General features: G+C 71.9%; 14 protein-coding genes. 5 read left to right on the top strand and 9 right to left on the bottom strand.

Features of this window, described 5'->3' with window-relative positions; genetic code table 11:
• Positions 1-15 precede the first annotated feature (15 nt).
• Together AB0L89_RS02175 and AB0L89_RS02170 are read right to left on the bottom strand one after the other, a co-directional pair.
• The gene (locus tag AB0L89_RS02175; RefSeq protein WP_365132813.1) at positions 16-558 is read right to left on the bottom strand and encodes a group III truncated hemoglobin; all 543 of its coding nucleotides are present in this window, start codon (positions 556-558) and stop codon (positions 16-18) included.
• A gap of 51 nt (positions 559-609) precedes the next feature.
• A complete protein-coding gene (locus tag AB0L89_RS02170; protein WP_365132810.1) occupies positions 610-1,203 on the bottom strand; it encodes a hypothetical protein in 594 nt (197 codons plus the stop codon).
• A 246-nt stretch (positions 1,204-1,449) separates the two neighbouring features.
• Between AB0L89_RS02170 and AB0L89_RS02165 the strand changes: the two genes are divergently transcribed.
• From AB0L89_RS02165 to AB0L89_RS02155, 3 genes are read left to right on the top strand one after another with little or no spacing between them, the layout of a single operon-like run.
• Positions 1,450-2,703 (top strand): sugar ABC transporter substrate-binding protein, encoded by a 1,254-nt coding sequence (locus AB0L89_RS02165; protein WP_365132807.1) that lies wholly within the window; start codon positions 1,450-1,452, stop codon positions 2,701-2,703.
• Positions 2,700-3,644: a sugar ABC transporter permease gene (locus AB0L89_RS02160; protein ID WP_365132804.1), complete on the top strand. Its 945-nt coding sequence runs from the start codon at positions 2,700-2,702 to the stop codon at positions 3,642-3,644. Before AB0L89_RS02165 ends, AB0L89_RS02160 begins: the two co-directional genes overlap by 4 nt.
• A gap of 5 nt (positions 3,645-3,649) precedes the next feature.
• Positions 3,650-4,486 (top strand): carbohydrate ABC transporter permease, encoded by an 837-nt coding sequence (locus AB0L89_RS02155; RefSeq protein ID WP_365132801.1) that lies wholly within the window; start codon positions 3,650-3,652, stop codon positions 4,484-4,486.
• A gap of 42 nt (positions 4,487-4,528) precedes the next feature.
• Here AB0L89_RS02155 and AB0L89_RS02150 read toward each other — a convergent pair whose 3' ends face one another.
• From AB0L89_RS02150 to AB0L89_RS02130, 5 genes are all read right to left on the bottom strand, one after another.
• Complete coding sequence (locus AB0L89_RS02150) at positions 4,529-6,940, bottom strand: discoidin domain-containing protein (protein ID WP_365132798.1); 2,412 nt, start codon at positions 6,938-6,940, stop codon at positions 4,529-4,531.
• Between the two features lie 135 nt (positions 6,941-7,075).
• Positions 7,076-7,747, bottom strand: a complete 672-nt coding sequence (locus AB0L89_RS02145) for a hypothetical protein (RefSeq protein WP_365132795.1) — start codon at positions 7,745-7,747, stop codon at positions 7,076-7,078.
• A gap of 83 nt (positions 7,748-7,830) precedes the next feature.
• Positions 7,831-8,301, bottom strand: coding sequence for an NUDIX domain-containing protein (locus tag AB0L89_RS02140; protein WP_365132792.1), 471 nt, complete (start codon positions 8,299-8,301; stop codon positions 7,831-7,833).
• A gap of 129 nt (positions 8,302-8,430) precedes the next feature.
• A complete protein-coding gene (locus AB0L89_RS02135; protein ID WP_365132789.1) occupies positions 8,431-10,410 on the bottom strand; it encodes a glycogen debranching N-terminal domain-containing protein in 1,980 nt (659 codons plus the stop codon).
• Entirely contained in the window at positions 10,407-11,885 is a 1,479-nt protein-coding gene (locus AB0L89_RS02130) for a hypothetical protein (RefSeq protein ID WP_365132786.1), read from the bottom strand. Before AB0L89_RS02130 ends, AB0L89_RS02135 begins: the two co-directional genes overlap by 4 nt.
• 422 nt (positions 11,886-12,307) lie before the next feature.
• Here AB0L89_RS02130 and AB0L89_RS02125 point away from each other — a divergent pair, with 422 nt between their 5' ends.
• Positions 12,308-13,819 carry an ROK family protein gene (locus tag AB0L89_RS02125; RefSeq protein WP_365132783.1) on the top strand — a complete coding sequence of 504 codons (1,512 nt, stop codon included), beginning with the start codon at positions 12,308-12,310 and terminating at the stop codon, positions 13,817-13,819.
• Between the two features lie 428 nt (positions 13,820-14,247).
• A complete protein-coding gene (gene ppdK, locus AB0L89_RS02120) occupies positions 14,248-16,983 on the top strand; it encodes a pyruvate, phosphate dikinase (RefSeq protein ID WP_365132780.1) in 2,736 nt (911 codons plus the stop codon).
• Between the two features lie 218 nt (positions 16,984-17,201).
• Here ppdK and AB0L89_RS02115 read toward each other — a convergent pair whose 3' ends face one another.
• Entirely contained in the window at positions 17,202-17,756 is a 555-nt protein-coding gene (locus AB0L89_RS02115; RefSeq protein ID WP_365132777.1) for a hypothetical protein, read from the bottom strand.
• 4 nt (positions 17,757-17,760) lie between these two features.
• Positions 17,761-22,347 carry an RHS repeat-associated core domain-containing protein gene (locus AB0L89_RS02110; protein ID WP_365132774.1) on the bottom strand — a complete coding sequence of 1,529 codons (4,587 nt, stop codon included), beginning with the start codon at positions 22,345-22,347 and terminating at the stop codon, positions 17,761-17,763.
• Positions 22,348-22,377: the final 30 nt, after the last annotated feature.

Below are 22,377 nucleotides of genomic sequence, written 5' to 3'. Positions count from 1 at the left end.
GGGCCCGGCCGGGCGTCACGCAGCCGCGCGCAGCTCCACCGCCGCCAGCGGGACGAACCCGGGCCCCTCTCCGGCGGTCGGCGCGTCCTTGCCCGCGAGGCGCCGCAGCATCGCGAGCGCGATCCGCTCGCCCTGCGCCTTGGCGCGGTCCGCGTTCGGGCCGCTGTGCAGCCCGTCGACCGTGGCGTGCCACAGCTGGACCCAGCGGCCGAAGTGCTCGGCGGTGAGCGGGCGCGCGGTGTGCAGGGCGGCGTGCGGGGCGAAGGCGTTGCGGCGGTACTCGGCGGTGCGGAAGAGCGCGCGCTCCCAGAAGTCGGTGATGCGCGGCAGGTGCACGTCGAGGTCGGTCCCGGCGATCTCCGTGAAGAAGGGGCCGATCAGCGGGTCGTCGAAGGCGGCCGTGTAGAAGCGGCGGAGCAGCACGTCGAGGTCGGCGCGGGACGCGACGTCGGCGCGGGCGCGCGGGGCGACCGCGGCGGGCGGGAGGTCCGCGCCCGCGCGTACGGCGGGCTCGGTGGGTGGGAGGTCCGCGGAGAGCGGGATGTGCCGGGCGTCCATCCCTCCACGGTCCGCCCGTCCCCGGCCCGCTCCCAGGGCCGAAGGTCCCCGTCACCGCAGGTCGGAGGCCTCGAAGACACCTCGTACCGCCGCCCCGTCCGCGCGGTCCACCAGACGCTGGAGCTCCACGCAGCCCGTTCTGAGCAGCCCCGCCTCGCGGGCCGCGCGGGCGCCCGTGTCCAGGCGGTGCAGGAGCAGGGGGTTGGCCACCAGGATCTGCGGGTCGAGCTCGACGCGGTTGCCGAGGGAGTCGCTCAGGACCAGGCGCGCGGCGACACCCTCGCTGTGCCGCACGGCGGTCAGCAGCCCGGTGCACACGTGCCGGCGCCTGCCGAGCCCCCGCACGGCGAGCCAGCCGGGGCCCGCGGTCACGCGCACGGGGTGCAGCACGAGGTACAGCAGCCCGGACAGCCCGGCCCACAGCGGCGCCCGGACCGCGTCCAGCGTGCCGTTGGCCCAGTCGACGAGCAGGACGAGCCCGAAGAGCGTCACCGCGCAGAAGACGGCGGCCCGCACGTCGTCCGCCCAGCCGCGGTCCGACATGACCTCGCCCGGCACACCCGCCGTCGTCGTCCCGCCGACGAGGCCGTCGTCCCGTGCCCTGCCCCGGCGCACCGCGCCCCGTGTCGTCCTGTGATGTCCCATGTGCCGCACCGTAGGACGGCCGGGCCGCCGCGTCAGCGCCGTTGACGGAGTGCATACACACGCGGGGCGGGGTTTGACGGGCCGCTGACGCGACACGCCGGGCTCCCGCAGCGGGACACTCGGCCGCAACACCCCTGTCGTAATTCCTCTGCATGGTTGATCGTTGGGCCGGGCACACAAGGCCGGGCCACGGACTTCGCACGGCGCACAGAGGCAACTCCGACATCGCACAGGGGGACGACCAGCATGACCATCAGCCGCAGGACACTGCTCGGGACGGGCGCGGCACTCGGGCTGCTCACCGCGTGCGGCTCCAACACCGGGCGCGGAGACGGCGGTTCGGGCAACGGCCCGGAACTCTCGCAGTGGTACCACCAGTACGGCGAGGCAGGCACGGAACAGGCCGTGAAGCGGTACGCCGCCGCGTACAAGAAGGCGGACGTCAGCGTGCAGTGGCGGCCCGGCAACTACGACGAGCAGACCGCCGCGGCGCTGCTCACCGACTCCGGCCCCGACGTCTTCGAGGTCAACGGCCCCTCCCTGGACCAGATCCGGCGCGGCCAGGTCGTCGACCTCACCGACCTCTTCGAGGGGGTGAAGGACGACTTCAACCCGGCGGTGCTCGCCCCGAAGACGTACGACGGGAAGATCTGGTCGATCCCGCAGGTCGTCGACATGCACCTGCTCTACTACCGCAAGAGCCTCCTCGACGACGCGGGCGTGCGGCCGCCGAAGTCCCTCGACGAGCTGGTCGACGCGGCGAAGGCGCTGACCACCAAGAAGGTCAAGGGCCTCTTCCTCGGCAACGACGGCGGCGCCGGCGCCCTCGGCATCACCCCCTTGTACGCGGCCGGCCTCAGCGCGGTCACCGAGGACGGCAAGGTCGGCTTCGACGACCCGGCGGCCGCCCGCGCCCTCGGCAAGCTGCACCAGCTGTACGCCGACAAGTCGCTGCTGCTCGGCGCGCCCGCCGACTGGTCGGACCCGTCGGCGTTCACGCAGGAGCTGACCGCCATGCAGTGGTGCGGCCTGTGGGCGCTGCCCGCCGTGAAGAAGGAACTCGGCGACGACTTCGGGGTGTTGGCGCTGCCCGCCGACGGCTCCGGCGGCACACCCGCGCTGCCCGTCGGCGCGTACGGCGCGGCGGTGAGCGCCCGCAGCGACCGCAAGAAGGAGGGCAAGGACTTCCTGAAGTGGCTGTGGATCGACAGGACCGACTACCAGCGGGACTTCGCGCTCTCCTACGGCTTCCACATCCCGGCCCGGCTCTCCCTCGCGAAGAAGGCCGACGAGCTGAAGGAGGGCTCGGCCGCGGACGCCGTGCGCTACTCCACCGAGTACGGCTACGCGGAGCCGCTGCTGTGGACCAAGGCGAGCCGCACCGCCTACCAGGACGCGCTGAGCCGCGTCATCAAGTCCGGCGCGAACCCGGAGAGCGAGCTCAAGTCCGTCGTGCGCACCGTGCGGGCGGAGCTGGAGCGGGTGAAGAAGAAGCCGTGAAGCGCGAGTCGACGGAGCCGGGCACGGTCCGCGCCCGGCCGTTCGGCACCCAGAACCGCACTCTGTGGTTCTGGGTGTTCGTCGGGCCCTTCCTGCTCGGCCTGGTCCTTTTCACCTACGTACCGCTCGGCTGGAGCGTCTACCTCAGCTTCTTCGACGCCCACAACACGGTCTCGCCGACCGACTTCATCGGCTTCGACAACTACACGTCGATGCTGCGGAACGACGCGTTCACCGACAGCCTGGTCACCTTCGCGGTCTTCTCGGCGTTCATCGTGCCCACCACGTTCGTGCTGTCGCTCGCGCTCGCCCTGATGGTGAACCGCGTCCGCCGCGCGCAGGCGTTCTTCCGGTCGGTCTTCTTCCTGCCCGCGGCGTGCAGTTACGTCGTGGCGGCCCTGGTCTGGAAGCTGTCGATCTTCAACGGGGTGCGGTTCGGGCTCGCCAACACCGTGCTCGGCTGGTTCGGCACCGACCAGATCGCCTGGCTCTCGACCACGGAACCGCCCTGGTACTGGCTGGTCATCGTCACCGTGCGGCTCTGGCTCCAGGCCGGCTTCTACATGATCCTGTTCCTCGCGGGGCTCCAGCGCATCTCCCCCACCCTCTACGAGGCGGCCGCCGTGGACGGGGCGCGGCCCGGCTGGCAGGTCCTGCGGCACATCACGCTCCCGCAGCTGCGGGCGACGTCGGTGGCCGTGACGCTGCTCCTGGTGATCAACGCGTTCCAGGCCTTCGACGAGTTCTACAACCTGCTCTCGGACTCCCAGGGCTATCCGCCCTACGCCCGCCCGCCGCTCGTCTACCTCTACTACACGGCGCTGGGCCAGGAGCAGAACCTCGGCTTCGGCAGCGCGGGCGCGGTGATCCTCGCGCTGATCATCGCGGTGGTGACGATCGGCCAGGCGAGCTGGTTCGGCCTCGGACGGAAGGAGGACTGAGCACGATGGACGACGCCCTGGTCCGGGTGGGCCGCGCGCTGCGGTCCGTCCTGCTGATCGCGCTGGCCCTGCTGTTCCTGATCCCCTTCTACCTCCTCGTACGCAACGGCCTGGCGTCCGAGGACGACATCACCTCGCCCGAGTGGACGTTCTTCCCCTCGACGCTGCACTGGTCGAACATCTCGGAGCTCTTCGACGACCCGACCGTGCCGATGGCGCGCGCCCTGCTCAACTCGTCGCTGATCGCCGTCGCGACGACGCTCGGCACGCTCGTCCTGGCCTCGCTCGCCGGGTACGGCCTGGCCCGTATCCCCTACCGCCACGCGAACAAGGTCTTCTACGCGATCCTCGCCACGATGATGGTCCCGGCGGCCGTCACCTTCGTCCCGAGCTTCGTGCTGGTCTCCTCGCTCGGCTGGGTCTCCACGCTGCGCGGCCTGATCGTCCCGACGCTGTTCTCGGCGTTCGCGTGCTTCATCTTCCGGCAGTACTTCCTGGGCTTCCCCAAGGAGCTGGAGGACGCGGCGCGGGTGGACGGGCTCGGCTACTGGCGCACGTACTGGCGCGTGGTCGTGCCCAACTCCCGGCCCGTCTTCGCGGCCGTCGGCACGATCGTGTTCATCGGCGCGTGGAACTCCTTCCTGTGGCCGCTGGTCATCGGCCAGGACCGGGACGCGTGGACGGTGCAGGTGGCGCTGGCCACCTACACCACGTCCCAGGTCATCCGGCTGCACACGCTGTTCGTCGCGGCGGCGGTGTCGATCGTGCCGCTGCTCGTGGTGTTCCTGTTCTTCCAGCGGTGGATCGTGGCGGGGGTGGAGCGGTCGGGGATCGACGACTAGCGGGACGGCACGGGCCGACGCGGGACGGCGCGGGCCGGCGCGTCAGGCCCGCGCCTCGAAGCGGTACAGCGAATAGCCGTACGTCGTCTGCCGCTTGAGGCCCCGCATCCGGATGTGCCGCGCGGTCACCGGCTCCGCCAGGTCGACCGCGTCGACGCCCGCCGTCGTCCGGCCGCGCCGCTCGGCGACGGTGCGCCAGCCGGAGGCGCCCGCGGGGTCGTCGGTGGCCTCCAGGTCGTAGTCGCGCCCGGCGGCGGCCTCCCAGTCGAGGAGCAGCCGCCGCACGGTCCGCGCCCGGCCCAGGTCGACGGCGAGCCACTCGCCGTCGGTGTAGCGGGAGGCCCAGCGGGTCGCCGGGTCGCCGTCGACGGCGTTCTCCGCGCCGAGCGAGGCGGTCTCCGCCGACGACGCGGTGGCCTGCCCGCCGCGCGCCAGGTCGGGGGCGTCGAAGAGCTGGACCGCCCACAGCGTCCAGCGCGCCCGCCCGCTCTCCCGGCCGCGCACCCGCACATACCGGGCCGTCCCGGTCTCGAACTCCAGCTCGTCCCAGCCCGGTTGGTCCCTGCCCCGGCGCTCGGCGACCTTGCGCCAGCTCCCGCCGTCCCGGGAGACCTCGATGTCGTACGCCCGCCCGTGCTCGGGCCCCCACTCCAGCCGGACCCGCGCCACGGCGCGCTCCTCGCCGAGGTCGACGCGCAGCCAGGGCCCGCCGCGCTCGGCGGCGCTGGTCCAGCGGGTGGCGGGGTCACCGTCGGCGGCGTGCGCGGGGTGGGCGCCGGAGGACGCGGTGGCGGGCGCGCCGAAGGCCAGCTGGTCGGGCTCGGCGAGGGTGGGGGTCACGGTGGTGAGGCCGGGACCGAGCGCGCCGCGCCGCAGCAGCGCGGTGAACTCGCCGTACGCGAGGCCCTGCGCGGCGCCGCTCCACATCTTCTGCGCGAGGGTGCCGTACGTCCTCTCGACCAGGGCGTGCGCGTCCTGCTGGGTGTAGGGGGTGCGCACGAGGTCGTTCCACACGGCGGACATGGCGCCGCGCAGCTGCGGGTCGCGCGGCGGCAGGCTCTCGGCGCCGGGGAAGACGTGCGGCTCCCAACTGTCGTACAGATAACGGCCGTCGAGTCCGTGGCCGTGGTAGTAGTCGGCGAACGGGACGATGTAGAGGGTGGCGTCGTTCGTGTTGACGATCTCGTAGCCGTCGGCCTTGGCGGCCCGGGGCCCGTACCAGCCGTTGTTCCAGCTGTGCACGGTGACGTCCCGGTCGTATCCGTCGGCGGACCCGGCCATCTCGGTCAGGCTGCCCCAGGCGCGCGGGTGCTTGCCGAGGCCGCGCAGATGGGCGGCCATGGCGTTGAAGTAGGCGCGGTACTGGGCCTCGGGTCCGGTGTACTCGTCGGCGCCGTAGTGCACTTCCGGGGCGCGGAACCACGGCACGAACTCGTCGAAGACCTTCTTCATGAACGCGGTCGTCTCCGGTTCCGCGAGGTCGAGGTGGTCGGAGTTGCCGCCGTCGAGCCCGAGCGAGGGATGCAGGCGCACGAAGGAACGGGCGTGCGCGGGGGCGTCGATCTCGGGCGTGAGCTGGACGGCGTGCAGGGCGGCGGTGTCCTCGAAGGAGTCCCAGTCCCGGCGCGAGTACGACCCGTCGGGCGCCGCGAGCCCGTCCCACTCGGGCTTGTCGCTGCGCAGCCGGAAGGCGTCGTAGGCCTTGCTCCAGTCGCCGTCCGGTGCCTTGATCTCGTTGTCGTTGAGGTGAAGTTGGAGGTCGTTGAGCTTGAACCACCCCATGATCCGCAGGTAGTCGCGGACGAAGCCGGGGGTGAAGAAGCGGCGCCCGACGTCCAGCATGAAGCCGCGCAGCCGGTAGTTCGGCCAGTCGCGCGCGGTGCCGACGGGGACCCGGGAGCGCGTCGCGTCGTGGAGCAGGATCTGCAGCAGCGTGCGGGTGCCGTAGTAGACGCCGCTGTAGGCGGGCGCGGTCACGGTCACGGCCCGTTCGGCGACGTCGAGGGTGTAACCCTCCTCCCGGTAGCGCTCGCCGCCCTCGGGGTGCCGGGCGGCCGGGTCGAGCCGCAGCACGATCTCACCGCGGGCGGGCCCGCCGTGCCCCGCGCGGCGGGGGGCGGCGATCTCTATGCCGGTGACGTCGGCGAGGTCATGGGTCAACTGCCGTGCGAGCGGCATGAGTCGCCGGGCGTCGCGCTCGGGGACGACGACGCGGGACGCCCCCGTCAGCCGGTACGCGCCGGTGCCGCCGTCCCACTCCTGGAGGGCGGGCACGACGGTGGGCCGTCGGTCGGCACGTGGGGCTCCCGCTCCTGCGGCTGCCCGCGACCGGGCCGCCGCCACGGGCAGCGGGAGGGCGACGGCGGCAGCCGCCACGGCGGTCGCGGTGATGAGGGCACGGCGGGAGAGGTGACGGGGCGGATGCGGGGGCGCGTGACGGGAGGGAGGCGTCATGGCAGTGGACTACACCACTCAACTCACCATGGTCACAAGAGAATCAACGGAATCGCCCAGCACGGTCGGCAGGCGACCCCCGGGAATCAACAGTTCTCAAGACAGTCACCGTGGGCTGCCGGACACGAACCGGGTTCAGGGCAACCGGAATCCGCCCGACGGGGATGACAGGCCCCCGAGCCAGCGATGCCGTGGGTACACACGGGCGAGGAGATCGGCCAGGGTCGTGCGCTGAGCCGACGTCATGTGAGGGACGGTCGCGTCGAAGTCTGCCTGGTCCTTGGGGCGCGCGTGCTTGGCCTTGAACAGCAGGACCAGTTCAGGCGCCAGGTAGGGGATGCCGTCCGGAGTCCGGTGGATGATCTCGCCGTACGGCAGCCGGATCGTCTCGTCGTGCCGACAGATCCAGGTCGTGCCGTCGTGGGGTTCGCGGAACACGTCGAGCAGATAGTCGCCGGTGGCCGGATCGCGCAGCCAGGTCTGATGTGTCGCGGCCAGCACGTCGGGGGTGGTGTCCTCCCAGACCCGACCGCTGCCGACCGCGTCGAAGACGTATCCCGCGAAGCGGTCGCGCACCTCGGGGAAGTCCGCGGCGGGAACGGCGATCTCGATGTCCCCGTGCTCGCGGGTCCGCGCCCCGCGAAACAGATCCAGCGCCCAGCCTGCGGCCACGCACCAGGGAGCGCTGACGCCGGCCAAGCGCTGTGCGACCTCACTCGGGGTCCAGCAGGACGCCCACCTGGCGTCGAGGGCATCGAGCTCGGCGGGCGACAGCTCGACCCCACCACTGGGAAGTTGCTCGCTCACGAGAGGGAATCTACCAACGGGACCGAAACGATCGCAGACGTGGATTGTCGTGTGCAGTCGTTGCCGTCAGCGCTGCCGTCTCCTCAGCCGAGATACGGCTGCTCGCGGTGCTCCAGAAAGTGCCGGAGCCTCAGCCGCTGCGTGTGATGCATCGGCAGTTCCTCAAGATCGCGCGGAGGGACGAACCTGAGTTCGGTCGACTCGTCGGAGATCGCGAGCCGACCGCCGATGATCCGGGCCGTGAAACAGACGTTGAACTGGCGTCGGACCTCGCCGTCCGTATACACGATGACGTGTTTCGGATCGGTGTACGTACCGACCAGGCCCACAATCTCCACGTCGAGGCCGGTCTCCTCCTTGACCTCGCGGACTGCCGCGCCGGGCAGGGAATCGGTCAGCTCCATGCCGCCTCCTGGCAGCGCCCACAGTTCGTTGTCCCGGCGGCGCTGGAGCAGGATCCGCCCCCGGCCGTCAGTGACGACCGCTGAGGCCGCGACTACAAAGCTGTTCGGCATGGGCGCGTCGGGATCGTCGTAGTACTCGGTCCGCGCCATGGTCACTCCTCCAGCGGTACTGGCTCCGCGCAGACGAAAGGCCGAACCACCCGAGCCCGGGCAGCCTTCCGGGTGGTCCGGTCACGGAAGCCCTGATCAGGAACCCCGGTGCCAATGGCACCGCCCCTCCTACGCCCCGCCCACCGCCGTCAGCAGCGCCAGTGGGGCCGCCGCCGAGCGGGATTCCAGGACGCACGAGTGCGGGTACGGCACCGGGAGCGGGTGGGCCGTCCTGTCGTAGCCCGCGAGGACCTCCGGGAGGCGGCCGTCCGCGGTGGCGGCCGCGGCGGCCAGGCCGCGGGCGACCGTGCGGGCCTCGTCGTGCAGGCCGTAGCGGGCCAGGCCCAGCGCGATCAGCGCGTTGTCGTGCGGCCACACCGAACCCCGGTGGTAGGAGAGCGGGTGGTACGCGGGCTGGCCGGCCGCGACCGTCCGCACCCCCCAGCCCGAGAAGAAGTCCGGTTCCATCAGGCGGCGGCCCACCGCCTCGCCGTACTCCTTGTCGAGCAGCCCGGACCACAGCAGATGGCCGGCGTCCGAGGCGAGCGCGTCGACCTGGTGCCCCTCGCCGTCCAGGGCGAGGGCGGGGAAGTTCTGCTCCGCCATCCAGAAGTCCCGCTGGAAGCGGTCCCGCAGATCACCGGCCGTCTGCGCCAGCAGATCGCCGTAGACCTTGTCGTCCCAGACGGTCCGCGCCAGCCAGGCGGTGCGCCGCAGGGCGTCGTACGCGTAGCCCTGCGCGCCCGCCGCCATGACCGGGCCGCTCGCCCCGGTGCCGTCGGCGGAGCAGATCGCGCCGGGCGAGTCCTTCCAGTTCTGGTTGGCGAGGCCGCCCTCGTCCGCGCGGTAGACGAGATAGCCGCGCGAGGTGAGCCCGCCGTGGTCGAGCATCCAGCCGACGGCGGCGCGCGCGGTCCCCGCGAGGCGACGGGCGAGCGCCGTGTCCCCGGTCTGTTCCGTGTACGCGCCGAGGAGCACCAGGAAGAGCGGGGTCGCGTCGACCGAGCCGTAGTAGCGCCCGAACGGCACCTGGCCGAAGTGCGCGAGCTCGCCGTGGCGCACCTCGTGGACGATCTTGCCGGGCTGTGCGACCGCACCCTCGACGGCCTCGGTGGCCTGGGTCGCGGCGAGCGCGGGGAGCGTGTCGGCGGCCAGGCCCGGCAGATAGGGCAGCGCGAAGAGCGAGGTCAGCAGGGCGTCCCGGCCGAGCAGCGTGAGGAACCACGGCACGCCCGCGCCGGGCACGCTCAGCACCTCGCCGTCCGGCCCGTGCGCCGGCACCCGCAGGACCGCGAGGTCCGCCAGGCCGCGCGTGCACGCGTCCGCGAGGTCGGGCCAGCCGGCGGGCAGCGTGACCCCGGCGGCGAAGTCCTGCTCGATGGCGTCGAGTTGCCGGACGGCCTCGTCCGGGCCACTCGGCACCGGAACGTCGGGCGCGCCGTGCGGACGCGCGGCGGCACTCAGTGCCACCTGGGCGGCGCCGTGCGCGTCGAGCTCCAGCGTCCACACGAGCCGGCGCGCACCGGCCCCGGTCTCCTCCACGCCGTCGGGCGCGGGGTCGGCCGTGACGGTCGTCCGCGAACACCACTCGCCGCGCCGGTAGGTGAACTCGACCCCGGTCGCCGCCTCGCCCTCCCCGCCGTCCAGCGGCTGCCGCGACCGGACGGCGCCGGACTTCGCGTACGTACGGTGGTCGGCGCGCAGCTCGAACTGGTCGGTGAAGTCGGCGTCCACGGTCAGCGCGAGACGGACCCGGGTGGGCACGGGACGGTTGCTGACGACCCGTAAGGACTCCAGGAACGCGCCCTCGGCGACGGCCTGTTCACGGAAGACCGTGTACGCGGGCGGCTCCTGGCGGGCGCCGCGCGGCACCAGGACGCAGCGGGCCGCGCCGGTGGCGGCGGGCGAGGTGTCCACGGGGGTGAGGACCTCGGGCACGGCGCCGTCGACGGTCAGCTGCCAGCGGCTCAGATGCCGGGCATCCCGTACGAACAGGCCGTCCGGGCCCGCGCCCGTGCCCCGCACCGCGCCGACGCCGCTGATGTCACCGCCCGCGCCCACCGCCGCGAACGTCCGTCCCCGCACCAGCAGTCGATGCCGATCACTCATGCCCACACCTCTCCCTCAGAGAGCCCGTCCCGCTCGCCGCGCCCACGCGTCCCGGTCCTGCCGTCGAGCAGCAGGTCCAGCGTGAGCGCGGCCGTCCAGCCGAAGCCGCGCGCCCCGCAGCCCCGGCCCGTGTACGGATCCACGTACTCGGCGAAGCCGCTCGCGCCCGCGACGTCGAGCAGCGTCTCCCGCAGCCCGTCCGCCCGCGCCGGCTCGCCGTGCAGCCGCAGACCCTTCTCCACCAGCCAGTTGGTGTTGAACCACGCCGGTCCGCGCCAGTAGCGGTGCGGGTCGAAGGCGGGTCCCGTCAGATCGTGGCTCGGCACGAGCAGTGCCGGGCCGCCGAGCCCGAAGTGCGGGCCGCACACGGTGCGCACCAGCGCCGCGGCGATGTCACGCGGCAGGCCGGGCAGCGCGAGCGGGACGAGTCCGGTGACGCCGCGCTCGGGGATGGGCGCGCCGGGCCCCGCGGCCGCACCGGGGCGCGGGTCGGGACCCGCGCGCAGGTCGCGGCAGAGGAAGAGCCCACGGGCCGGGTCCCACAGCCGCTCCACGAGCGTCCGCGTCAGCGCCTCGGCCCGGTCCCGCCGCGCCCACGACGCCCGCGCGAGCGGCGCCGGGTCGGCCGCGGAGTCCGCCAGCTCGGCCTCGATCAGGGCCAGGGCGTGCTCCGAGAGGATCAGCAGGGCGTTGAAGGCGGGGTCCTCCACGGCGAAGGCGCCGGGGCCGGGACCGTCCGCGTAGCCCCGGTCGCGGTACTGCTCGGCGAGCCGCACGTACCGGCCGTAGTCGAGGTCGGTCGGCCGGTCCCCGGGCGCACCGTGCTCCAGGTCCGTACGCCGGAAGGCACCGGACTCCGCGGGCCGCACCCGGCTCAGCGGGCCGTCCCAGCAGGGGCTGTTGTCCATGCCCTGCTCCCAGGGGTGCACGACGGCGGCGAGCCCCGCGCCGCCCGCGTTCCTGGCCCGCAGCAGATAGCCGTGCCAGGCAGCGAGGCGCGGCCGGACGCGGGCGAGGAAGGAGCGGGCCCCGGACAGACCGGGGTCGGCGCGGTGCACCAGCCAGGCGGCGAGCGCGTGCACCGGCGGCTGCACGATGCCGGAGGTCTGTACGCCGCCGGGGGCGCCGGCCGCGCGGCCCGCGGTGGTGGAGCGCCAGAAGTCGGGGCTCGGGAAGTAGGCGTCGAGGGGGACGGCGTCGTCGAACACGATGTGCGGGACGCGGCCGTCGTCCCACTGGGCGGAGAGCAGCATCTCCAGCTCCAACTGCGCGCGCAGCGGCGAGAGATGACGCAGGCCGATCGCGATGAAGGCGGAGTCCCAGGACCACTGGTGCGGATACAGCGCGCGGGACGGCACGGTCGACGTCCCCGTCCAGTTGGCCCACAGCACCTGGGCGGCCCGCTCGCGCAGCTCCCGCCGCGCGCCATGGCTGCTCCGAACGGCCGCCGGCCCGGTGGTCGCGCTGCGGTCCACGCGGAACTCCGATCTCCCCGGGGCACTCGACGGCCCGTCAGTTCGGTGTTATCCACCATAGAGTTACGTCTACGCAACACGCAAAACCCAATATGTAACGGGCAGTTGCCAAGCACAAGGGCGCTCGACGGGACCGGACCGACGACGGTCCGGAACGCGCCGCGGACGAACGGGAGGGGCGCATGAACGGGGCCGGGGCGGACGGGGCGGAGGCGACGGAGCAGCCCGGGGGCACGAGGGATGCCGGTGGCTCGGGGGATGCCGGTGGTGGCGACGCCGTCGGGGGCGGCCTCGCCTCGGTGGGCAGCCGCGGGGTGACGCGGGCTCCCGGGGTGCCGGGCGGGCATGGGGCGTCGAGCGGGCGCGGGGCTTCGGGCGGGCATGGGACGTCAGTCGGGCACGGGACGGCAGGTGGTCGTGGGATGCCTGGCGGCCGTGGAACGACGGGGAACCGCGGGACGGTCGGGAGCCGCGGGGCGCCGGGCGGCCCCGGCGATCTGCTGCACCTCGTCCGCAGCGGGCGGGCCACCACGCGGGGGGCGTTGCAGCAGGCGACCGGCCTGTCCCGGGCCACCGTCGGGCAGCGGCTCGACCGGCTGTTCCGGGCGGGGTGGCTGCGGGAGGGGGCCGGGGATCCCGTGGCGTCGCCCCTCGGCGGGCGGCCCGCGCTGCGGCTGGAGTTCGACGACGCACACGCGGTCGTCCTCGCCGCCGACCTGGAGACCCGGCACGCCCGCACCGCCCTGCTGACCCTGGGCGGCGAGATCATCGCCGAGCGCTCGGGGCCCCTCACCATCGAGGACGGACCCGACGCGGTCCTCGGCGAGCTGGGCGCCCGCTTCGGCGCGCTGCTGCGCGAGAGCGGACACCGGGCCGCGTCCGTCTGCGGCATCGGGCTCGCCGTGCCGGGCCCGGTCGACAGCGAGACGGGCCGCGTCGTCCAGCCGCCGATCATGCCGGGCTGGGACGGGTACGACATAAGGGCCCGGCTGCGGCGAGCCCTCGCCGAGGAGAGCCGGGGGCGGGCCGGTACGGGACCGGCCGGTACGGGGCAGGCCGCTACGGGACCGGACGGCGCGAGGGCGGACGGCGCGAGGGCGGACGGCGCGAGGGCGGACGGCGCGAGGGCGGACGGCACGAGGGCGGACGGCACGAGGGCGGACGGCACGAGGGCGGACGGCACGAGGGCGGACGGCACGAGGGCGGACGGCACGAGGGCGGACGGCGCGAGGGCGGACGGCGCGGCGCAGGACCCGGAACCCGGCGTCCCCCCGGACCTGCCCGTCCTCGTGGACAACGACGCCAACCTCATGGCGTACGGAGAACAGCGCACCCACTACCCGGACTGCTCGGCCTTCGCCCTGGTCAAGGTCTCCACCGGCATCGGCTCCGGCGTGGTCGTCGGCGGCGCGGTCTACCGGGGCATCGACGGCGGAGCCGGCGACATCGGGCACATACGGGTCCCCGACGGCGCGGACGCGCTGTGCAAGTGCGGCTCCTACGGCTGCCTCGCCGCCGTGGCCAGCGGCCGTGCGGTCGCCCGCCGCCTCACGGAAGCGGGCGTCCGCACGGCGGCGGGCGCCCCCGTGGCCTCCGGCTCGGACGTGCGCGCCCTCCTGGAGGCGGGCCACCCCGAGGCGGTGGGCCTCGCGCGCGAGGCCGGGCGGCGCGTCGGCGAGGTCCTCGCGACCGTCGTGACGCTCCTGAACCCGGGCGTTCTCATGATCGCCGGAGATCTGGCCGGAACTCCCTTCCTCACCGGCGTCCGCGAGCTCCTCTACCAGCGCGCCCTGCCCCGCTCCACGGCCCACCTGGAGGTCGTCACCTCACGGCTCGGCGAGCGCGCCGCGCTCATCGGAGCGGGAACGCTGGTGGTGGAACACCTGTACGCGCCCGAGCGCGCGGAGCGGCGGCTCGCGGCACTGGGCGTGTAGCGCCACCTGGAGCAGCCGCCGGGCGCGGCGCGGAAGGTCGCGAAGTCGGTCCGGATGCCAAGATCCAGCCCCTTCAAACGGCGTGATTCTCGCCACCCCTGATAGCCCTTGCGCTCAGATGAGCGGATCTGGGGCGACTGCACTTCTCCAAGGGGTGGCACTCAGTGCCACTGCTCGATCATTCATGAGCTGAACTCACATCTGAGATCAAGTCGCTCATCTGAGCAATTCCCAGGTTCTACAGGGGTTGCGACTTCAAGACTTGAACACAAGACCGCGCCGTCGGCTACCGCTCAGTCACTTTCGATCTAGCGGCGGACGGGTGGTTACGGCCGCATGACGCACAAGTGGACGTACCCAGGCGCCTTCGATCTGGGTATGTTCCTCGCCGTCAGGGCAGCCACCGAGCTCTCGAGGAGTCGAGACCCGTGTCGGAAAACAAAGATCCCCACGTAGCTCACACGAGTGAGAGCGTGAAGTTCGTTTACGACTTCACCGAAGGCAACAAGGACCTCAAGGACCTTCTCGGCGGGAAGGGCGCGAACCTCGCCGAGATGACCAACCTCGGGCTGCCCGTCCCCCCGGGCTTCACCATCACCACCGAGGCGTGCAAGACGTACCTCGACAGCGGCGACGAGCCCGTCGAGCTGCGTGACGAGGTGAGTGCGCACCTCGACGCCCTCGAGAAGACGATGGGCAAGAAGCTCGGCCAGGCCGACGACCCGCTGCTCGTCTCCGTGCGCTCGGGCGCCAAGTTCTCGATGCCCGGCATGATGGACACCGTCCTGAACATCGGGCTCTCCGACAAGTCCGTGACGGGCCTCGCCAAGCAGTCCGGCGACGACCGCTTCGCGTGGGACTCCTACCGCCGACTCATCCAGATGTTCGGCAAGACCGTCCTCGGCGTCGACGGCGAACTCTTCGAGGACGCGCTGGAGAAGGCCAAGGAGGCCAAGAAGGTCACGGTCGACACGGACCTGGAGGCGGCAGAGCTCAAGAAGCTCGTCACCAGGTTCAAGAAGATCGTCAAGACCGAGGCCGGGCGGGACTTCCCGCAGGACCCGCGCGAGCAGATGGACCTCGCGATCCGTTCGGTCTTCGAGTCGTGGAACACCGACCGCGCCAAGCTCTACCGCCGCCAGGAGCGCATCCCCGGCGACCTCGGCACCGCGGTCAACATCTGCTCGATGGTCTTCGGCAACCTCGGCCCGGACTCCGGCACGGGCGTCGCGTTCACCCGCGACCCGGCCTCGGGCCACCAGGGCGTCTACGGCGACTACCTGCAGAACGCGCAGGGCGAGGACGTGGTGGCGGGCATCCGCAACACCGTCCCGCTCGCCGATCTGGAGCAGATCGACAAGAAGTCGTACGACCAGCTCATGCAGATCATGGAGACCCTTGAGACGCACTACAAGGACCTCTGTGACATCGAGTTCACCATCGAGCGCGGTCAGCTGTGGATGCTCCAGACCCGCGTCGGCAAGCGCACCGCCGGTGCCGCCTTCCGCATCGCCACGCAGCTCGTGGACCAGGGCCTGATCGACGAGGCCGAGGCGCTCCAGCGCGTCAACGGCGCCCAGCTCGCGCAGCTGATGTTCCCCCGCTTCGACGAGGGCGCGAAGGTCGAGCAGCTCGGCCGGGGCATCGCCGCGTCACCCGGTGCCGCGGTCGGCAAGGCGGTCTTCGACTCGTACACCGCCATCAAGTGGTCGCGTTCGGGCGAGAAGGTCATCCTGATCCGCCGCGAGACCAACCCCGACGACCTCGACGGCATGATCGCGGCCGAGGGCATCCTGACCTCGCGCGGCGGCAAGACCTCGCACGCCGCCGTCGTGGCGCGCGGCATGGGCAAGACCTGTGTCTGCGGTGCCGAGGACCTGGAGGTCGACACCAAGCGGCGCCGCATGACCGTGGGCGAGACCGTCGTCGAGGAGGGCGACGTCGTCTCCATCGACGGCTCGACCGGCAAGGTGTACCTCGGCGAGGTGCCCGTGGTCCCCTCCCCCGTCGTCGAGTACTTCGAGGGCCGCATGCACGCCGGCGCCGACGACGCCGACGAGCTGGTCGCCGCCGTGCACCGGATCATGGCGTACGCGGACCGGGTGCGGCGCCTGCGGGTGCGCGCCAACGCGGACAACGCCGAGGACGCTCTCCGTGCCCGTCGCTTCGGCGCGCAGGGCATCGGCCTGTGCCGCACCGAGCACATGTTCCTCGGTGAGCGCCGCGAGATGGTCGAGCGCCTGATCCTCGCCGACGCCGACGACGAGCGCGAGGACGCCCTCAAGCAGCTCCTGCCGCTGCAGAAGCAGGACTTCGTGGAGCTCTTCGAGGCGATGGACGGCCTGCCCGTCACCGTCCGCCTCCTCGACCCGCCGCTGCACGAGTTCCTGCCGGACATCACCGAGCTGTCGGTGCGCGTGGCGCTCGCGGAGTCCCGCGAGGACCACAACGAGAACGACCTGCGCCTGCTCCAGGCCGTGCACCGCCTGCACGAGCAGAACCCGATGCTGGGCCTGCGCGGCGTGCGCCTGGGCCTCGTCATCCCCGGTCTGTTCACCATGCAGGTGCGGGCCATCGCGGAGGCCGCGGCCGAGCGCAAGAACGCCAAGGGCGACCCGCGCGCGGAGATCATGATTCCGCTCGTCGGCACGGTCCAGGAGCTGGAGATCGTCCGCGAGGAGGCCGAGCAGGTCATCGCGGAGGTCCAGGCGGCCACGGGCGTCGAGCTGAAGCTCGCGCTCGGCACGATGATCGAGCTGCCGCGCGCCGCGCTGACGGCCGACCAGATCGCGGAGGCCGCCGAGTTCTTCTCCTTCGGCACGAACGACCTCACGCAGACCGTCTGGGGCTTCTCGCGGGACGACGTGGAGGCCTCGTTCTTCACGGCCTACCTGGAGAAGGGCATCTTCGGCGTCTCCCCGTTCGAGACGATCGACAAGGACGGCGTCGGCAAGCTGGTCAAGGACGCCGTCAAGGCGGGCCGCGCCACGCGTCCCGACCTCAAGCTCGGCGTCTGCGGCGAGCACGGCGGTGACCCGGAGTCCGTGCACTTCTTCCACGAGGTGGGCCTGGACTACGTCTCCTGCTCGCCGTTCCGGATCCCCGTGGCCCGCCTGGAGGCCGGCCGCGCCGCCTCCCACTCGGTGGGCAGCGACCACCGGTAGGCAACGGCCCACCGGCCGAAGACCCCGGGACCGTCGCCGTGTCCCCGACCCTCAGTACCGATGCGGCGGCGGTTCCGGTTCGCGATGAAGGGGCAGCACCCGTGCGGGGGTGCTGCCCCTTCGGCATGGCCCGACCGGGCCGGGCCACGTGCCCTGACCGGTCGGACCACATGCCGTGACCGGCCAGACAACATGCCCTGACCGGTCGGGCCACCGGCTCATTCCGCTCTCAGCTCGCGGCTTCCGGCCCGGTTCTTCGCGATGTTCCGTGTCTTCTTGGTGTTGGCCGACTCGGCGACCACGGCGAGTACCGCCGGCGACCTCGACCACTCGGCGAGGTGGCGCTGCATCCAGTCCGTGACCTCCGCCAGCTCGGCCGGCGTCGGCACGTGACCGTCCTCGACGGACAGGTGGAACAGCCAGTCGTCGATGCGACGGCGGATGAACTCGCGGTTCCCCTCCGCCGTGAGCCGGTCGATCTCCGGCAGCAGTCCGTCCGCCCACTGCCGGAACTCGGCAGGACCGGCCGCCTTCCACGCCATCTCGTCCACGAGGGCGACCACCGCCGTCTTGGCCCCCATCTCATTGGGATCCCGCAGGATCGTGGCCACGATCGCCCGGTCCCGGTCGCGGCTCTGTGAGGAAGCGGCCGCCGAGACGACGCGCAGGTACGCGGACGTCCGGACGTGTTCGTCCGCGACGGCCTCGTCGACGTCCACGTCGAGGATGCCGGCCTCCGCCAGCAACTCGGCCACGTCGGAGTGCAATGTCATCGCTTCATCCCTTCCCGCAGGCTTTCTTGGCCGCCTCGGCGGCCTCGCGCTGTTCCTTCGCGGCCCGCTCCTCCGCCTGGCTTCGCTTGCCGAGCTTCCTGACAGCGGTCCTGATCTGCGGCTTGAAGTGCTCCACCGCTTGTCGCTGCTTGCTCGAAAGCTCCGGTTGGTTGTGGAGGGGTTTGCCGTTCGCCCCGATTCTGACCTCGCGGCCCCCGCCGCCGGTGACATGGGCGTGCGCCGGCTTGTCGACGTCGTACTCGTGCACGACGATCTTCACGCCGTTCTTGCTGACGTCGAGCAGGGAAAGGCCCAGCGGGTCGATCCACATGAACGGGTTGGGCACGTAACTGTGCGGCGTGAAGCCACCGTTGAGACCGATCGGGTCCGAGGTGAGGTAGCGGGCGGTCTCGGGGTCGTAGTGCCGGAAGAAGTTGTAGTGCAGCTCTGTCTCGGGGTCGTAGTACTGGCCCGGGAAACGCAGCGGTGTGTAGGCGGTGGCGCCGCGGTTCCAGACCGTGGTGCCCCAGAGGGTGGTCCTGGTGCGCCAGGCGATGTCGCCCTGTTCGTCGAGGAGCTCGGTCGGGGTGCCGACGAGGTCGGAGACGATGGCGTAGAAGCGGGCGTCCACTTCCTCGTCGGTGAGGTGTTTGCGCTCGGTCTGGGCCAGGGGGCGCAGGCCGTCGTGGTCCCAGGTGAGGGTCACCGATTCCGGTGCGCCCGGGGTGTGGCTCGTCTGTTCGCACAGGGTCGTGCCGTCCCAGGTGAAGTCGACCTGTTCGGCCACTGCCTCCCCCTGGTCCGTCATGCGCTGTTTGGACACGCGGCGGCCCAGGGGGTCGTAGAGGTAGCGCCACCGTGTGCCGTCGGGGGTCACCACGGAGGTGAGGCAGTCGTCCGCGTCCCATGCGTAGTGCCAGGTGTCGGGCTTGCGGGACAGGCGGGTCTTCTGGCGCAGGGTGGTGCGGCCCGCCGTGTCGCGCTCGTAGCGGACGTTGCCCGCCGCGGTGATACGGGTGCCGGTGTAGGTGCGGGGACCTGTCGCCTCCTGGCCCGGCATGGCGGCCGGCCAGGACGCGTCGGTCTGGTTGCCCGCCTCGTCGTAGGCGTAGGTCTCCGTCCAGCCCGCCGCGCGGACCGCGGTGACCCGGCCCGCCGCGTCCAGGTCGAAGCGGCGCGGACCGTTGAGCCGGTCCTCCATGCCGGTCAGATGGCCGTCCGCACGGTACGCGTACGCACGGTGCTGGATACGCGTGCCGGCCGGGCCCGTCAGTTCCTGTGCCGACAGGCGGCCCATGACGTCGTACACGTTCGTCAGCGTCAGGGCCTCGCCGACCGTGCGGGTGAGTTCCCGGCCCGCCTCGTCGTGCGTGAACGCCAGCCGCCGCCCGGACGTGGTCAGTTCGGTGGGGTTGCCCGCCGCGTCGTACGTCCACGTGCTCGTCGCGCCGGACGGTGTGGTGCGGCCGGTGCGGCGGCCCATCGCGTCGTACGTGTAGGTCAGGGTGCGGCCGTTGACCGTTTCCGAGAGCAGCCGGCCGACCTTGTCCCACTCCAGGCTCAGTGTCACGTCCGGGCCGACCGCCTCGGTGAGGCCGCCCGTCGCGTCGTAGGCGTACCGCGTGATCGCGGCGCCCGCCACGCTCTTCGTGACCGTCCGTCCCATCACGTCCCGTTCGAAGGTGATCTCGTCGCCCGCGGCCGTCGTACGGGTCACCAGATCGCCCGCCGCGTCGTGGGTGTACGTCAGCGTACGGTCGTCGAAGTCCGACTCCGCCACCAGGCGGCCCGCCGGGTCGTACGCGTAACTCCAGTTCAGACCCTGCGGGTTGGTGACCTTGCGGAGCTGGAGCTGGGTGTCGTGGTCGAACTCGTAGCGGACGCCGTCGGGGTCCGTGCGGGCCGCGATCAGGTCGAAGTGCGTGTACTCGTAGGTCGAGGTCGCGCCCATCGCGTCCGTGTGCGAGGTGCAGTTGCCCTCGCTGTCGTACGTCCACGACTCCGACGCGCCGTCCGCCTCCGTGCGACGCGCCAGTTTGCCCTCCACCGTCCACTCCAGGCGCGTGATCGCGCCCGTCGGGTCGGTGATCGTGTGCGCGCGGCCGAAGGCGTCGCGGTCGTAGCGGGACACCGCGCCCAGCTGGTCCGTGACGGCCAGCGGCAGGCCCGCCGCGTCGCAGCGCTGCTCGATGGTGTGGCCGAGGGGGTCCGTGACGGTGGACACGGCTCCGATGGGGTCGTGGGTGAAGCGGTGGGTCGTGCCGTCGGGGGCGGTCATGCTGGTGCAGTTGCCGTGCTCGTCCCATGTCTGGCGCAGGACGCCGCCGTCCGGACCGACGATCTCGACGGGCAGGCCGAGGTCGTTGTACTCCGCGCTGGCACACGTGCCGTCCGGAGGGCGAATGGCGGTCAGATTGCCGTGCTCGTCCCAGGTGTTCTCGGTGCGGCGGCCCAGCGCATCGGTGCGGGCGAGCAGGTTGTTCCAGCTGTCCCACTCGCTGTGGACCGTGCCGCCCAGGGGGTCCGTCTCGGACAGGAGCTGGCTGAGGTCGTTGTAGCGGTAGACGGTGACCCGGCCGAGGGCGTCGGTGTAGCGGGTTTCCCGCTCGTCGGGGCGGTACTCGATGGTGCAGGCCAGGTGGCCGCCGGTGCTCTCGCCGCGGACGCAGCGGTCCTCGTCGTCGTAGGTGAAGCGGTACCAGGTGTGGTTGCTGTCGGTCCAGGACGTGATGCGGGCTTCGTCGTCGTAGTCGAGCCACAGCCTCGGCTGCCCGGCCGAGTTGTGGATCTCGGCCAGATTGCCGACCTCGTCGTAGCCGTACGCGGCCACGAGTGTGCCGCCGGGGGTGTCCTCGGGGCGGGTGCCGGTGCTCTTGCCGGTGCCGGTGCCGACGCCTGCGCCCGTGCCGGGGGTGAGCAGGCGCAGCGCGGTGACGCGGTGGTCGTCGGTGTCCACCTTCAGGTGATAGCCGCCGGTGTGGCGGATCGCGGTGGGTACGCCGGTGGGGTCGTGGTCGATGTCGATGCGGTTGCCGTTGCGGTCGGTGATGGCGCGCAGGGGCAGGATTTCGTGTCGTTCTGCGGGAGGGGGGTTGTCCGCGGTGTCCGTGGTGTCCGTGGTGTTCGCGGTGTCCGCCGTGCTCACCGCGCCCGCCACGTCCTCCGTGCCCGCCGCGTCGGATATGACCGGGAGGAAGTGGCGGACGCGGCCGGTCTGCGGGTCGGTGGCCGTGACCGTGCCCGCGTCGTCGACGGCCAGCGGCCAGCGGGGGCCGTGCACGGGGAGCACGGGTTCGCCGCCGGGTTCGGGGTGGGGGTAGCAGAGCAGCTGGCCGTCCTCGGTGACGTAGATCAGACCTTCGTCGTCGATCTCGACCCGCTCGTCCAGCGTCGAGGCCCACGAGTCGCCGTACCAGTGGCCCCAGCGGTACGTGGACAGGTGCGTGCGCCGGAGGGCGAGCGGGAGCAGCCCCGGCAGCTCGACGTCCACCTTCTCCATGAGCATTTCGCCGGAGACCATGTCGATGGGGTCGCCGTTCTTGCAGCGCCCCTTGGTCGGCTTGCCCTTCTCCGCCACCTTCTTCATGCCGCCCGAGAGGGCCTTGCGCAGTCCCCCGGAGCGCAGTCCGCGGGCTCCGGCCTTCATGCCCTTGGCGAGTTTGGCGGCGGTGGTGAGGCCCTTGGCGCCCGGGATGCAGTCCATGGCGGCGAAGGCCACGTCCATGAGCGTGGCCTGGCCTTTCGCGTATTTGCTCAGTGTGTCCGCGAGGACGATGGCCCCGGCCACAATGACGATCGCGGCGAGGATCGGGCCGCCCACGATCATCGCGATGACACCCACGACGGCGACGACGACCTTGCAGACGGCGACGATGGTGTCCCAGTTGTCGGAGACCCAGTCGCCGATCTCCTCCCACCACTTGCGGTTCTGGATCCCCGCGTCGGAGGCCTCGTCGATCTTCCGCTTGGCGGTGCCCGCCGCGTCCTGACGGATCTTGCGGGCGTCCTCGGCCATCTTCTTCGCGGCCTCAAGCGCGCTCTGCGCGGAGTCGACGTCGCCCTGCGCGGACTTCTGCGCCTTCTCGGCGGAGGCGGCGTTGCGGGTGGCGGCCTTGACCTTGTCCGGATCCGGCTTGGGCACATCCTTGCCGGGCTTGTCCTGATACTTGTCGGCTTCCTTGCCCGCCTTGTCCACCCAGGAGTCCGCCGAGGACAGCCGGGTCTTGGCACTGCTGAGATCAGCCTGGGCCTCACGGCCCTTCACCAGGGCCTTGTCGGCCATGGTCTGGGCACGCTCCAGTTCCGGCCAGTACCCCGACAGCGCGTCGCCCGCCATCTCATAGCTCTTCTTGAGCTTCTTCAGCTTGCTCGGCGCGTCTTCGAACTTCTCCGTGAACGCCTCGGCCGTCTGCCCGGCCCACTGCAGGATGGCGTCCTCGCCCGCCATCCCCTTGATGTCCCGCAGGACTTTGCCCACGTCATCGGCGAAGTCATGCAGACTCCCGGCGAGCTTGCGCACCCGCTGCGGATCACCCGGCGTCGGATCCTTCTCCAGGTCAAGTACATGCCAATCCTGAGGTCGGTACGACACCGAAACGTTCCCCCGTCAAGTTGTCCACTT

This window comes from Streptomyces sp. NPDC052114, from assembly GCF_040680155.1.
Classification (GTDB): domain Bacteria; phylum Actinomycetota; class Actinomycetes; order Streptomycetales; family Streptomycetaceae; genus Streptomyces.
The sequence above is the reverse complement of the archived record's forward strand: the minus strand, read 5'-3'. Positions and strand labels throughout refer to the sequence as shown.